General features: G+C 62.9%; 14 protein-coding genes. 5 read left to right on the top strand and 9 right to left on the bottom strand.

What is annotated here, in order from left to right:
* Nucleotides 1–15 precede the first annotated feature (15 nt).
* The 9 genes from H290_RS28330 to rpmH all read right to left on the bottom strand — a co-directional run bounded on the left by H290_RS28330 (nt 16) and on the right by rpmH (nt 6,693).
* On the bottom strand, nt 16–735 hold the full coding sequence (locus H290_RS28330) for a hypothetical protein (protein ID WP_036518653.1): 720 nt from the start codon (nt 733–735) through the stop codon (nt 16–18).
* A gap of 220 nt (nt 736–955) precedes the next feature.
* A complete protein-coding gene (locus tag H290_RS0110825; protein ID WP_020106819.1) occupies nt 956–2,119 on the bottom strand; it encodes a ParB/RepB/Spo0J family partition protein in 1,164 nt (387 codons plus the stop codon).
* Nucleotides 2,116–3,108, bottom strand: a complete 993-nt coding sequence (locus tag H290_RS0110820; protein ID WP_051121951.1) for a ParA family protein — start codon at nt 3,106–3,108, stop codon at nt 2,116–2,118. Before H290_RS0110820 ends, H290_RS0110825 begins: the two co-directional genes overlap by 4 nt.
* A gap of 11 nt (nt 3,109–3,119) precedes the next feature.
* Nucleotides 3,120–3,812 carry a 16S rRNA (guanine(527)-N(7))-methyltransferase RsmG gene (rsmG, locus tag H290_RS0110815; protein ID WP_028463040.1) on the bottom strand — a complete coding sequence of 231 codons (693 nt, stop codon included), beginning with the start codon at nt 3,810–3,812 and terminating at the stop codon, nt 3,120–3,122.
* 122 nt (nt 3,813–3,934) lie between these two features.
* Nucleotides 3,935–4,513 (bottom strand): protein jag, encoded by a 579-nt coding sequence (locus H290_RS0110810; RefSeq protein WP_020106816.1) that lies wholly within the window; start codon nt 4,511–4,513, stop codon nt 3,935–3,937.
* A gap of 48 nt (nt 4,514–4,561) precedes the next feature.
* A complete protein-coding gene (gene yidC, locus H290_RS0110805; protein WP_020106815.1) occupies nt 4,562–5,767 on the bottom strand; it encodes a membrane protein insertase YidC in 1,206 nt (401 codons plus the stop codon).
* A gap of 4 nt (nt 5,768–5,771) precedes the next feature.
* Nucleotides 5,772–6,140, bottom strand: a complete 369-nt coding sequence (gene yidD / locus H290_RS28325) for a membrane protein insertion efficiency factor YidD (protein ID WP_020106814.1) — start codon at nt 6,138–6,140, stop codon at nt 5,772–5,774.
* Nucleotides 6,140–6,508: a ribonuclease P protein component gene (rnpA, locus tag H290_RS0110795; protein ID WP_028463039.1), complete on the bottom strand. Its 369-nt coding sequence runs from the start codon at nt 6,506–6,508 to the stop codon at nt 6,140–6,142. The genes yidD and rnpA overlap by 1 nt, the downstream gene beginning before the upstream one ends.
* 41 nt (nt 6,509–6,549) lie before the next feature.
* Nucleotides 6,550–6,693 (bottom strand): 50S ribosomal protein L34, encoded by a 144-nt coding sequence (gene rpmH / locus H290_RS30640; protein WP_081631551.1) that lies wholly within the window; start codon nt 6,691–6,693, stop codon nt 6,550–6,552.
* Between the two features lie 443 nt (nt 6,694–7,136).
* On the opposite strand from rpmH, the gene dnaA reads away from it, so the two are divergent.
* From dnaA to H290_RS0110770, 5 genes are all read left to right on the top strand, one after another.
* Entirely contained in the window at nt 7,137–8,759 is a 1,623-nt protein-coding gene (gene dnaA, locus H290_RS0110790) for a chromosomal replication initiator protein DnaA (RefSeq protein ID WP_020106812.1), read from the top strand.
* Between the two features lie 608 nt (nt 8,760–9,367).
* Nucleotides 9,368–10,537 carry a DNA polymerase III subunit beta gene (gene dnaN / locus H290_RS0110785; RefSeq protein WP_020106811.1) on the top strand — a complete coding sequence of 390 codons (1,170 nt, stop codon included), beginning with the start codon at nt 9,368–9,370 and terminating at the stop codon, nt 10,535–10,537.
* A 173-nt stretch (nt 10,538–10,710) separates the two neighbouring features.
* Nucleotides 10,711–11,604, top strand: a complete 894-nt coding sequence (gene gnd / locus H290_RS0110780) for a phosphogluconate dehydrogenase (NAD(+)-dependent, decarboxylating) (RefSeq protein WP_020106810.1) — start codon at nt 10,711–10,713, stop codon at nt 11,602–11,604.
* A gap of 19 nt (nt 11,605–11,623) precedes the next feature.
* Nucleotides 11,624–12,799, top strand: a complete 1,176-nt coding sequence (gene recF, locus H290_RS0110775) for a DNA replication/repair protein RecF (protein ID WP_020106809.1) — start codon at nt 11,624–11,626, stop codon at nt 12,797–12,799.
* A complete protein-coding gene (locus tag H290_RS0110770) occupies nt 12,796–13,392 on the top strand; it encodes a DUF721 family protein (RefSeq protein WP_020106808.1) in 597 nt (198 codons plus the stop codon). The genes recF and H290_RS0110770 overlap by 4 nt, the downstream gene beginning before the upstream one ends.
* Nucleotides 13,393–13,655: the final 263 nt, after the last annotated feature.

Genomic DNA, 13,655 nt, shown 5'->3' with positions numbered 1-13,655 from the left:
TGACAGGCTTGCTTGTCAGGGCACGAACGTTTGGTGGCGTCCTACGGTCACCGCAGTACGTTCGCGACCGGCCACGTCGATGGCAGCCATCACGACCAACTTCTCGAGGGCACTCTCGACGCCGGCCTTCCATCCGAGATCGTCGTCGAGCTCGAGCCGCAGACGAGGGAAGCGGTGATGTGCCGACACCACGTCGAACCCTGATTCCTTGAGGAACTCCGCGTCGATCATGCAGTGCGGACAAATGGTCTCGTCGCCCTGGATCTCGCCGGTGCCCTGTTCCTCACTCAGATCGGCGCGCTCGGATCGGACGATCCCGAACGCCTCGATCGCGCGGACGCCGCGCCGGGTGAGGTCGACGATGACGGCCCGCGCCAGATCCTCCGCCGCATTGTCGTGACCGGGGTCCACCCACATCGATGACAGGATGACAGCGTCAGCCGAGACCGGCGACGTGGGGAAGAGCGCGGAACGGGGGACGCTGCGCGGGGGGCCGTAGAACGCCGCACCGACAACCTTGCCGGTCTTCCGATTCATCGCAACCTGTCCGCAGGTGCCCCACTCGAGCAGCATCATCGAGACCCAGACTTCTTTGTCGAACTCGCTCTCGAACGGTTCTCCGCCCAGGGTGTCGGGAATGACGTTTGGTTCCATCTCCCAGAACACACAGCGCCGACCGTGTACGGGTAGTGACTCGAACCCGTCCATGGTGAGCGGCGTTATCGTTACCGACACGGACCCGCCGCCTCCTGAACACACCTCATTGGACCAAATACTGCGAAGAACACATCTCAGCATAGGCGATGACGGAACGTCGTCCTCGACGAGCGAGGGTGAACGCCAATTCTGTTGTGTGAAACCATCTTTGGGCCATATTGCGACCTCTTTTTCCGACTGTTGTCACAGTGACGTTTCACCCGCACCCATCCGTACCTGGGATTTCGCGGTGAAATTCCTACTTTTGCGCGATGATCTCCACCAGTCGCTCGAGGTCGCCCACCGACCCGAATTCGACCGTTATCTTGCCCTTGCGCTTGCCCATCGCCACGGTCACCCGCGTATCGAGCTTGTCCGAGAGTCGCTCGGCCACGTCTTGAAGGCCGGGCATCTGCATCGGTTTCCGTTTTTGCGGCGGGGGAGCGGTCTTGCCGTCATCCCGGTTGGCCAAGGTGACGGCTTCTTCGGTCGCCCGCACCGACATACCTTCGGCCACAATCCGCGCGGCCAAGACTTCTTGCGCATCCGCGCCGGCGTCGAGCGACAGCAGTGCGCGCGCATGTCCGGCCGACAGCACACCCGCGGCAACCCGTCGCTGGACCGGAATCGGGAGCCGCAGGAGCCGGATCATGTTGGTGATCACCGGGCGTGAACGCCCCAACCGGGTGGCCAGTTCATCGTGGGTGACACCGAATTCTTCGAGCAGCTGTTGGTAGGCGGCCGCCTCTTCCAACGGATTCAGCTGCACTCGATGGATGTTCTCCAGCAGTGCGTCGCGCAGCATGTCGGTGTCGGCGGTCTCCCGGATGATCGCCGGGATCTTCTCCAGACCGGCTTCCTGACCGGCCCGCCAGCGGCGCTCGCCCATGACGAGTTGGTAGTCGACGCCGTCTTCGGGCTCGGCCAGCCGACGCACGACGATCGGCTGCATGAGTCCGAACTCGCGGATCGAGTGGACGAGTTCGGCCAGAGCTTCTTCGTCGAACGCGGTTCTCGGCTGCTGCGGATTGGGCTGGATGCGCGCCGGTTCGATCTCCTGGTAGACCGCGCCCACGTCGTCGATTCCGGCCGGATCCGTGATGGATGCGGGCGTGGGGACCGGTGCGCTGGCGGTTTCGGGACCGGTCGAATCGGAACTGACGGAGTCGGAACCGCCGGGGATTCCGTTGCCGGCTCCCTGCTCGTTGGCGGCTCCACTGTCAGCGACGTTCCCGGGGGTAACTGCCGTAGCACGTCCGTTGCCGAACATCACGTCGGTGGCAGCCGAACCCATCCTCGGTCCGTCAACGGGACCGGTGGGGATCAGGGCGGCAAGCCCCCGTCCGAGACCGCCTTTGCGCGGTGCGGCCTTGGCCGGCCTGGATGCGCCCGGCGCCTTCGAGGTGTTCTTGTCGTCACTCACCGTCGGCCCTCCACTTCCTGTGCAGATCGCAACGCCAGTTCGCGTCCGGCGTCCAGGTAACTCATTGCTCCACGTGAACCCGGGTCGTACTCGATGATCGTGCTGCCGTATCCGGGGGCCTCCGAGACCTTCACGCTGCGCGGAATGACCGCGTTGAGCACTCTGTCACCGAAGTGCTCCCGGACGCTCGCAGCGACTTGATCCGCGAGCTTCGTGCGTCCGTCGTACATCGTCAGGACGACGGTCGACACGTGCAGCGCCGGGTTCAGGTGGGCCTGCACCAGGCTGATATTCGAGAGCAACTGGCTCACACCCTCGAGGGCGTAGTACTCGCACTGGATCGGGATCAGCACTTCTTGGGCGGCGACCATCGCGTTGATCGTCAGCAGTCCGAGTGACGGCGGGCAGTCGATGAGAACGAAGTCGAAGTCGTACTGATCCAGCGTCGCGCGATCGAGTGCGTTCCGGAGACGATTCTCTCGCGCCACCATCGACACCAGCTCGATCTCGGCACCGGCAAGATCCAGGGTGGCCGGGACACAGAAGAGATTCTCGTAGCTGGTGCTCTGGACGATCGTGTCGGCGAAAGCCACCTCACCGATGAGCAGCTCGTACACCGACGGGATGCCGGAACGGTGATCGACGCCGAGAGCGGTACTGGCGTTTCCCTGGGGATCGAGATCAATCACCAGAACCCGGAGTTGGTGCACCGCCAACGCTGCCGCGAGATTGACGGCCGTCGTGGTCTTGCCAACGCCACCCTTCTGGTTGGCAATCGTGATGATCCGTGTGTGCGGGGGTCGGGGGAGGGAACCCGGTCCTCCCGGTGTCAGCACCTGGCTGGCACGTTCCGCCGCCGCGGCGATCGGGGTGTCGTAGTGGGGTTGTGGTCTGGCCTCATACCCGGTGGTTTCACGTGAAACTGTTTCACGTGAAACATGCGGTTCATTGGACACGCTTTCGCTCCTTCGGCTACGCCTACCGAACATTCTGCGCTCTGTCACCGACGACCACCAATTCGCGTGGCGACGACAACTGTTGTGGGTGTCTCGAGTATCCCAGCACCGGTGGTTTCCACGTGAACGTTGGACAGCCCGATTCGCCCGAGAGTTCCGAGATGCTGTGCAATCTCCTCCTCCGCGGACGATCCCTTGACCGCGACGAGTCGGCCACCGGGGCGGAGCAGGGGAACGCACCACTTGGCCAACCGGTCCAGCGGGGCCACCGCTCGGGACGTGACGACATCGGCGCCGCCGACGATCTTCTTGACTGCCTTCTCCTCGGCCCGGCCCCGGACCACACGCACGTCGAGTTCCAGTTCCGCGACAACCTCCTCGAGAAATGTTGCACGGCGCAGGAGTGGTTCGACCAATGTCATCCGCACCGTCGGCTTCGCGATGGCCACCGCGAGGCCCGGAAGGCCGGCGCCACTGCCGACATCAACGACATTCTCGCCGTCGGGCATGAGGTCTCCGATCACGGCGCAATTCAACACGTGACGGATCCAGAGCCGATCAACTTCCCGTGGTCCGATGAGGCCGCGCTCGACTCCGGCCCCCGCCAGACTCGACCAGTAGCGCTCCGCCAATCCGAACCGGTCCCCGAACACCGCTTGCGCGGCTGCCAACGTCTTCTCACCGTCGGGACCCTCAAACTCTGTAGACACCGAAATCCTCCGTTTCACGTGAAACATCACCACATTCTGATGCCGGCACCAGAACGCGGGCGAGCAAACTACATGGATGTAACTATGCACCGACAACGCAATGGGCCCCGGCGAAAACGCCGGGGCCCATTCACGTCAAAAACTGGAGATCAGGATTTGAGCACAACAACACGGCGGTTGGGCTCGGTGCCTTCGCTCTCGGAGTACACACCGTCGACACCGGCAACAGCGTCGTGGACGATCTTGCGCTCGAAGGGGGACATCGGGTCGAGGGTCTCGCGCTCGCCGCTTTCGAGGACACGCTCGGCGACCTCGGAGCCCAGCTTCGCCAACCGCTCACGCCGATCGGCACGCCACCGCGCGACGTCCAGCATCAGCCGGCTGCGGTCGCCCGTGGTGCGCTGGACCGCGAGGCGGGTCAGCTCCTGCAAGGCATCGAGAACCTCACCGTTCTTACCGACCAGCTTCACCAGATCCGAACCACCATCGATACTGACGATCGCACGGTCACCGTCGACATCAAGATCGATGTCTCCGTCGAAGTCCAGAACATCGAGCAACTGCTCCAGGTAGTCGCCGGCGATCTCGCCTTCCTCTACCAAACGCTCCTCATCGGACAGCTTCGGCTCGTCTGCTGCCGAGTCCTCGACAGCCGTATCCTCCGCAGCCACCGCAGCGGTATCTTCGGTTACTTCCTCGACAGCGACTTCTTTGGTCTCTGCACTCATCGCACTACCTCGCTTTGCACTCTTCCGGGGAACTGACCGCGCATCGTGTCAGCGCCTTCTCTTACGTCTTTGTGGGGTACCGCTCGGGCGGCTGCCGGCAGGCTTCTTCGCATTGTTCGAAGCGGGGGAGCCGGCGGGTCTGGTCTTGTCCGGTGTCTTCGCCGGAGCCGGAGAATCCTTGGACGCGGTCTGATCGTCCGTTACGGCGTCGTCCGTTGTCGTCGCATCACTGTCCGCGTCTGATTCACCTTTTGACAGATCAATGGACGCTGCTTTGGTCGTGTCGGCAGCCTTGCCCTTGGCGACCGGCTTGGCACCGGGCTTCGGCTTGGCGGACACGGCAGGCTTGGCGCCGGGCTTGGGTGCGTTCTGTGAACGCTTCTCCAGCTTGGCAGCCTTCTCGTCTTCTTCTTCCTGGGCGATACGTCCGAACACGATGTGCTGCTGGCCGTAGGTCCAGAGGTTGTTCGAGACCCAGTACAGGAGGATCGCGACGGGGAAGAACGCGCCGGACACCAGGATGCCCAGAGGGAAGACGTAGAGCGCGAGCTTGTTCATGATCCGCGTCTGCGGATTCTCCAGTGCTGCCTCGCTCTGGCGAGCGACCGAGGCACGCGCGTTCATATGCGTCGCGATCGAGGAGATGATCACCAGTGGGATCACCAGCATGATGATGTTCGCGCGGGTGAAGTCGATGGTGCCGTCGGCGCTGAAAGCCACCCACTCGGTTTCGGGCTGGTTGATGGCAGCCGACAGCGGGACACCGAACAAACGCGCATCGAGGAAGTTCTGGACGAGCTCGGGGCTGAAGATGTAGTTGGCGGTGTTACGGGTCTCTTCGGCCGTCATACCGAGCTGACCGAAACCTGTACCCATCCGGTTGAACGAGCGCAACACGTGGAACAGACCGATGAACACCGGGATCTGCGCCAGCATCGGGAGGCAGCCGAGCAGGGGATTGAACCCGTGCTCCTTCTGGAGCTTCTGCATCTCCTCGGTCATCTTGACCCGGTCTTTGCCGTACTTCTTGCGGATCGCCTGCATCTGCGGCTGGATCTCTTGCATCTTCCGCGTGGTGCGGATCTGCTTCACGAACGGCTTGTACAGGATGGCGCGCAGGGTGAAGACCAGGAAGACGACGGACAGCCCCCAGGCAACACCATCCCAACCCGGGGTATCGGGCGTGACCAGGGCGAACAGCCAGTGCCATACCCACATGATCGCCGAAACCGGCCAGTAAATGAAATCAAGCACGTCGTCAGTTCCTCACTGTTACAACACGATTCGACTTTGCAGCCGAGGAAGATCGGTCCAGATCCCGTTGGTTGCCCGATGTCGCATCATCATCGGGCTCGGCTTCGGGCCGCCGAGGGCGTTCCGGGATCGGGTCGTAGCCCGGTTTGTGCCAGGGTCCACATTTCGCAAGTCGCACGACGGACAGCAGACCACCCCGGACGAATCCGAATTCGGTCAGTGCCTCGACTGCGTAGGTACTGCAGCTCGGTTCAAAACGGCAGGTCGGTAGTCGCATGGGGGAGACCCACGCACGGTACAGCTCGATCAAGAAGATGACGCCGCGGCGCGGCCACATCGTCACCGCGTGACGACCATCCGCAACCATACTCATCACGCCGTCGATTCGATGCGGCGTTGCGCCTTGCTGACTGCACCGATGAGCTGCTGCTCCAACTCCGGTTCCGAACAGGTGGCACTTCCGGGTAGAGCCCGCAGAACCACCATCGTGTTCGGTTCGCACTGGGCCAGCAACGACCGCGAGGCCGCACGCAGCCGGCGTGACACCGCATGACGGGTCACGGAATTGCCCACCGACTTACCCACGATCAATCCGATTCGTGGTCCGCCGGTGGTGACAAAATCCGGGTGCGACGGCCTGTACACGTGCGCGACCACATCACGCCGACCAACCCGCACCCCATTCTTCAGAGTGCGGGTAAAGTCCGATCGCCGGGTGATCCGGTGCGGCGGAGCCAACACGAGTCTGCGGCCTGCTACGCGGGCTGCGGTTCCGTGTCGACTCAGGCCGTCAGGCTCGAGCGTCCCTTGCCGCGACGAGCATTGACGATCGCGCGTCCGGCGCGGGTACGCATACGCAGCCGGAAGCCATGCACACGTGCGCGACGACGGTTGTTTGGTTGGAAAGTCCGCTTGCCCTTGGCCACGGCCAAATCTCCTCATGGTGATGGGCTCGTCTTACACAGTTGAGCCCAGCTTGTTAATCGGTGGTCTGTTCGCTACCTCGAAGCATCGGACGGGCGAGCAACCTTTGTACCGGTTTGCTCACCGCAGCCGGAATCGACGTTTGGCGACCGTTCGAGACTACTGACCGGGAGCGGGCGGGTCAAACCGCCTCGAAAGCGCGGAACCGCCCGCGACCTGCGATATCGTTCATCGACACGCCAATGGGGCCCGGATTCTTGCCTTTACCTGCGGCATGTGGTTTTCGGTTGTGACGCCCAGCCATTCTCTGTTAACTTCACCCAAGCTATCCACCCGGGGCGGAATCGCGATCACCATCTGGGGTTCGCTGTTGTCTTCGTAGTTGCTCCACACCTGTGGATAACGGTGTGGACAATCGGTGACGAACCCACCAGGAGGGACGACCATGCCAGCCGATTCCGATCACGATTCGTTCACGGTGATCTGGAACAAAGTCGTATCCGAGCTCAACGATGACAGCACCGGAAACCGACTCCCACTGTCGAAGCAGCAGAAGGCCTGGCTCTCCCTCGTCCGTCCACTGACTCTGGCCGAGGGTTTTGCACTTCTGACCGTTCCCACCCAGCGCGTGCAAGAACAGATCGAACGCGGACTGCGTGAACCGATCGTCACTGCTCTGAGCCGGCATCTGGGCTATTCGGTGGACCTCGGCGTCCGGATCGATCCGATCGCTGCCGCCGACACACTCTTCGATCCCTATTCGGCCACGCCGGCAAAATCCGAGCGCTCCGACAACGGGCAGACCCCGGCCGGACTACCTCCGGTCGATCCGGGCCACGTCGGTGCCGGTCCGATTCCACCGGATCCGGTCGGTGCCGGACGCCCCGACGAGGGTGACGGCCGGTACCTCAGTTCGGCACCGCCGCTACCTCCCGAAACGTTTGCCTCCCGCGATCGCGATCTCGGTCGTACCGGTGCCGCGGAGTGGTCCGGTTATTTCTCCGCGGATTCCTCGTCGAAGTCCGAATCCAGCGGCGACTCGAGCCTCAACTCGAAGTACACGTTCGACACCTTTGTCATCGGTGCCTCGAACCGCTTCGCTCATGCCGCCGCCGTCGCAATCGCCGAAGCTCCGGCACGTGCCTACAACCCGCTCTTCATCTGGGGTGAATCGGGGCTGGGCAAGACCCACCTCCTCCATGCCGCCGGCCACTACGCTCAACGTCTCTTTCCGGGCATGCGGGTGAAGTACGTCTCGACCGAAGAGTTCACCAACGACTTCATCAACTCTCTTCGTGATGACCGCCGGGTCGCGTTCAAGCGCCGGTACCGCGACATGGACGTACTCCTCGTCGACGACATCCAGTTCCTGGAGGGCAAAGAAGGTATCCAGGAAGAGTTCTTCCACACCTTCAACACCCTGCACAACGCGAACAAGCAGATCGTTGTCTCCTCGGATCGCCCCCCGAAACAACTCGCGACACTCGAGGACCGACTTCGGACCCGCTTCGAGTGGGGTCTGATCACCGATGTTCAGCCGCCCGAGCTCGAGACCCGGATCGCCATCTTGCGCAAGAAAGCGCAGATGGATCAGATCCGGGTGCCCGACGACGTGCTCGAGCTGATCGCCTCGAAGATCGAACGGAACATCCGCGAACTCGAGGGTGCACTCATCCGCGTGACGGCCTTCGCATCCCTGAATCACTCGGAACTCGACACGAGTCTGGCCGATGTCGTGCTGCAGGCCCTGCTGCCCGATTCCGCGAGCCTGGAGATCACCGCAGCGACCATCCTCGCCGTCAATGCCGAGTACTTCGACATCAGCATCGAAGAGCTTCGCGGTCCCGGCAAGACCCGGTCCATCGCCCAGGCCCGTCAGATCGCCATGTACCTGTGCCGGGAGCTCACGGACCTGTCGTTGCCGAAGATCGGTGAGACGTTCGATCGGGACCACACCACGGTCATGTACGCCGACAAGAAGATCCGTAAGGAAATGGCCGAACGTCGCCGGGTGTACGACCAGGTGCAGGAACTGACCGCACGGATCAAACAGCGCTCACGTCGCTGAACGCAGCACCCCTCACAAACCCCCAGCGGGCGGCCGATCAGGTCGCCCGTTGCTGCGTCATATCCCGGAACTCAGGCCTCTCCGAGGGGCCTCTTGAGCCCATCAGATTGTCCCAACCTCGACCTGTACTCGAGTCTTTGCGGAGCCGTTGGTCACACCAATCGCGACTGACGACTCGTCCTCAGCCTGTGTACAACTCCGTGGATAACTTCCATTTTCTGTGGATAAACAGTGGACCTTCGCGCAAACTCCAAGGACTGTTCACATGCCCGTCACGTTGGTCACCGAATCATCAAGAATCCGCTACCAACCCGTCAGCCGCCCCAACCTGGCAAATTTGGTACCTGTCCACAAATTCACAGCGCCTACTACTACTAAGAATTTCTCTATCAACAAATCTCTTTAAAAGAAGGGGTGTGCACAACGTTGGTCCACATGCCCTCCCGGCGATCAATCGTTCGATCTCACTGACCACCCCCATCGGCACCGAATACTTGTGATCCGCTTTAGAGTGGAGACCCTGACGCCTGCGCTCGCCGGATGTTCTGCGACCGCAGGCAACCTGTTGCGCATCGGGAAGTTCAATCAAGAAGGGCAAGCTGGAGACTATGAAGTTTCGGGTGACTCGTGACGAGTTTGCAGATTCGGTCGCGTGGGTTGCGCGCAGCCTGCCCAGCCGACCGCCGGTTCCGGTACTCGGCGGCGTCCTGCTGACGGTGACCGACGCCGGCCTGTCGGTATCGGGATTCGATTTCGAAGTATCAGCTCAGGTCAACGTGGCAGCAGAAGTTGCCGATGAGGGTCAGGTCCTGGTCTCGGGCAAATTGCTCGCCGACATCACCCGGGCCCTGCCCGCCAAACCGGTAGACGTACAACTCGACGGCACCCGGGTTGCCATCGTCTGTGGCAGCGCGAAGTTCTCACTGCCCACGATGCCGGTCGAGGACTACCCCCAGTTGCCGGACGTACCCGACAACACCGGTTCGATCCCGGCCGACGTGTTCTCCGAGGCCATCACGCAGGTTGCGATCGCAGCCGGCCGCGACGACACCCTGCCGATGCTCACCGGAATCCGGCTCGAGATCGACGGCACCACCGTGGTCCTGGCGGCCACCGACCGCTTCCGGTTGGCAGTTCGCGAGCTCAGCTGGACTCCTGAGGCGCAGGACACCACCTCTGCGGTGCTCGTCCCGGCCAAGACGTTGTCCGAAGCCGCAAAGACCGCTGGTGCCGACGGGAACTCGGCCGTCGCATTGGCCTTCGGCTCCGGCGGCAGCATCGGTGCGGATGGACTCCTGGGCATCGTCGGTTCCGGCCGTCGCACCACCACGCGTCTGCTCGATGCGGAGTTCCCGAAGTTCCGGCAGCTGCTGCCCGCGACCCACACGTCGGTCGCATCCATCGAGATCGCACCGTTGACCGAAGCCATCAAGCGTGTGGCACTGGTCGCCGAACGCGGCGCCCAGGTGCGGCTGGAGTTCGGTGAGGATTCGGTGCTCCTGACCGCCGGCGGCGATGATGCCGGCCGCGCCGAAGAGCAGGTCGATGTGAAGTACTACGGCGAACCCCTCACCATCGCGTTCAACCCCCAGTACCTGCTGGACGGGTTGACCTCGCTGCATTCGACGTCGGTCGACTTCGGTTTCACCACGCCGGCGCGGCCCGCGGTCCTGCGTCCGGGCAACGAGACCGAGCCGACCCCGGACGGCAACGGTGCCTACGCCGCGCCGAACAGCGAATACACCTATCTGCTGATGCCGGTCCGCCTGCCGGGCTGATCCGATCGCCGATGTAGGTACACCCGACGCCGAAGCTGCGCGTACTTCTCCGGGCTGGATCAGAATGATGGAGGCGCGCAGAATCCGGTGAGACGACGAGCGTCGATCCGACCGAGATGGTCCGCGAGCCGAGAAAATTTCACGAGCACCGACAGGCAGAGGATAGGGCGATCATGCAGATGGGTTTGGTGGGACTGGGAAAGATGGGTGGCTTCATGCGCACCCGCATCAAGAACGCCGGCATCGAAGTCGTGGGCTTCGATCCGCGACCGGAAGTCACCGACGTGGCCTCGCTCACCGAACTCGCCGGTGCACTCGATGCGCCCAGGATCGTCTGGGTGATGGTGCCATCGGGTGAACCGACACGTTCGACGGTCCGCACGCTCGCCGACACCCTGTCTGCCGGAGATCTCGTCATCGACGGCGGCAACTCCAAGTACACCGACGATGCCATCAACGCAGAACTGTTGGCAGCCAAGGGAATCAAGTACATCGACTGCGGTGTATCGGGTGGTGTCTGGGGCCTGGAAAACGGCTACGGACTGATGTGCGGCGGCGCGAAGGAAGATGTCGAGCGTGCGATGCCCATCTTCGATGCGTTGCGCCCACCCGGCGAACGGGCCGACGGATTTGTCCACGCCGGCCAGGTCGGTGCCGGTCACTACGCCAAGATGGTCCACAACGGCATCGAATACGGACTGATGCACGCCTACGGCGAGGGCTACGAGATCCTCGACGCCGAACCACTCATCGAAGATGTCACCGGCACCCTCCGTGCGTGGACCAACGGAACCGTGGTTCGCTCCTGGCTTCTCGAGTTGCTGGTGAAGGCTCTCCAGGAAGATCCGGGTCTCGCCGAAATCTCTGATTACACAACAGATTCCGGCGAAGGGCGTTGGACCGTCGAAGAAGCTATCAGGCATTCGGTGCCGGCAAACGTCATTTCTGCGGCACTGTTCGCCCGCTTCGCCTCACGCCAGGAGGGTGGCTCGCCGACACTCAAGGCCGTGTCCGCGCTGCGGCAGCAGTTCGGTGGGCACTCGGTGGTACCGAAGTCGACCGAATGATCGGGAGTGATCCGACCAGGTGTATGTCCGCAACCTGACCTTGCATGATTTCCGTTCCTGGGAGCAGGTGTCGATCGAATTGACAACAGGCACAACGCTTTTTGTCGGGCGGAACGGGTTCGGCAAGACAAATCTGCTCGAAGCGCTGTACTACCTGTCGGGCTTGCGATCGCATCGGGTCAGCACGGATCAACCCCTGATCAGGTCGGGTGCCGAGCAGGCGAGGCTGTCGGCGACCGTCGAAAACGACGGTCGCGAACTCACCGTCGATGTGCTGATCTCGGCGTCCAAGGCGAACAAGGTCGCGATCAACGGTGCACCGCGCCGGCGGCCGCGGGACATCCTGGGGATCCTGCGGACAGTGATGTTCGCGCCGGAAGATCTGTCGTTGGTCCGCGGCGACCCGGGGGAGCGGCGGCGATTTGTCGACGAACTGACCGCCGGCCGCGGTCCCCGCTGGGCGGCGGCCAAGGCCGATTACGACCGCGTGCTGCGGCAGCGGGCCGCACTTCTCAAGACGGCCTCGGCGGCGCTGCGTCGCGGCGGCAGTGATGCCGACTCGGTGATCGGCACCCTCGATGTCTGGGATGCGCAGCTCGCCGACTACGGCGCGCAGGTCACCGCCGCCCGGATAGATCTCGTATCCGAGCTCGAACCCCATGTCCGACAGGCATATTCGACCATCGCACCGCATTCGAGGCCGGCGTCACTGCACTACCGTTCATCGGTCTCGGAGAACGTCATCCCGGCCGAGGGTGAGAAGGCCGATGTCGAATACATCGAGGCGTTGATGCTCAACGATCTGTCGGTGTTGCGCAAGAAGGAGATCGAACGCGGTGTCTGCCTCGTCGGGCCGCACCGCGACGACATCGAGCTGATGCTGGGCAACGAGCCGGCGAAGGGTTTTGCCAGTCACGGAGAATCGTGGTCGATGGCGTTGTCGCTGCGGCTGGGGTCGGTGGAACTCGCACGTGCCGACGGGGTGGAACCGGTCCTGATGCTCGACGATGTGTTTGCTGAACTCGACGTGTTGCGCCGCGAGAAATTGGCGGAGGTGGCCGCCGGTGCCGAACAGGTACTGATCACCGCTGCGGTGGCCGACGACATCCCGGCACAGATCGGTGGTCGCACGGTGGCGGTCAATATCATCGAAACCGAAGGTGTCCGGACGTCGGAGTTGGTGGTGCAGGGATGACCGAGAGCGATCCTGATCGGCCGACAGGCGATGCCGACACGCCCCAGAGCGGGGATTCCGGCAACAAAACTTCGTCGTCGAGCGGCTATGACATGGCCCGTAAGGCGCTCGAAGAAGCCCGGGCAGCGGCTCGGGCGGCGGGAAAATCGGTGGGTCAGGGGCGGGCATCACCGGCTGCACGGCCGGCGGGTTCTCGCAAAGTCGTCCGCCGGGGCTGGACCGGTGCCGGGCCCGATCAGTACGACCCGCAACCGTTCGGTCGCCTGGTGGGCGGCCTGGCCGGACGTCGCGGCTGGAGCGCCAAGATCAGTGAAGGCACCGTATTCGGGGCCTGGGATCGCATCGTCGGCGAGGAAATATCCGCCCATGCCCAACCAAAAGCATTGCAAGACAGAGTTTTACATGTCACGGCCGAGTCCACGGCGTGGGCGACCCAACTGCGATTGATCCAGTCGCAGATCATCGCGAAGATCGCTGCGGTGGCCGGCGACAATGTGGTGACGAGCCTGCGGATCACGGGTCCGTCGGGTCCGTCCTGGCGTAAGGGCGAGCGTCACGTCCGGGGCCGTGGGCCCCGCGACACCTACGGCTAGGCCCGGCCGGGCTGCCGGGTCTCGGCGAATGGACGAGAAACCCACCGCAACGAACACCGGACGCTGGAGTTGTCGGTCCGACTAGGTTTCTGTCGAAAAAATCCGTCAGTGGACTTCTCAGGGGTGCGGCAGGGCTATTCCTTGTCGCCTTACCCAGTAGTATGTAGAGAGTTGCCCCGAACCGGGGCAGACCGCCGCGTGGAGGACCCCCGGAACAGGCAGAGATTGTGACTGCCGGGTGCGTGCTGCGTGGTGCTATTCAT

The organism is Nocardia sp. 348MFTsu5.1, from assembly GCF_000383535.1.
Lineage (GTDB): Bacteria > Actinomycetota > Actinomycetes > Mycobacteriales > Mycobacteriaceae > Williamsia > Williamsia faeni.
This window is presented reverse-complemented; position numbering and strand designations above follow the sequence as displayed.

What these genes read in the sequence shown, in the direction of transcription:
- H290_RS0110820 (WP_051121951.1), bottom strand. Translation starts at nt 3,108, where the DNA reads ATGTTCGGTAGGCGTAGCCGAAGGAGCGAAAGCGTGTCCAATGAACCG.
- rsmG (WP_028463040.1), bottom strand. Translation starts at nt 3,812, where the DNA reads ATGTTTCACGTGAAACGGAGGATTTCGGTGTCTACAGAGTTTGAGGGT.
- H290_RS0110810 (WP_020106816.1), bottom strand. Translation starts at nt 4,513, where the DNA reads ATGAGTGCAGAGACCAAAGAAGTCGCTGTCGAGGAAGTAACCGAAGAT.
- yidD (WP_020106814.1), bottom strand. Translation starts at nt 6,140, where the DNA reads ATGAGTATGGTTGCGGATGGTCGTCACGCGGTGACGATGTGGCCGCGC.
- dnaA (WP_020106812.1), top strand. Translation starts at nt 7,137, where the DNA reads ATGCCAGCCGATTCCGATCACGATTCGTTCACGGTGATCTGGAACAAA.
- dnaN (WP_020106811.1), top strand. Translation starts at nt 9,368, where the DNA reads ATGAAGTTTCGGGTGACTCGTGACGAGTTTGCAGATTCGGTCGCGTGG.
- gnd (WP_020106810.1), top strand. Translation starts at nt 10,711, where the DNA reads ATGCAGATGGGTTTGGTGGGACTGGGAAAGATGGGTGGCTTCATGCGC.
- H290_RS0110770 (WP_020106808.1), top strand. Translation starts at nt 12,796, where the DNA reads ATGACCGAGAGCGATCCTGATCGGCCGACAGGCGATGCCGACACGCCC.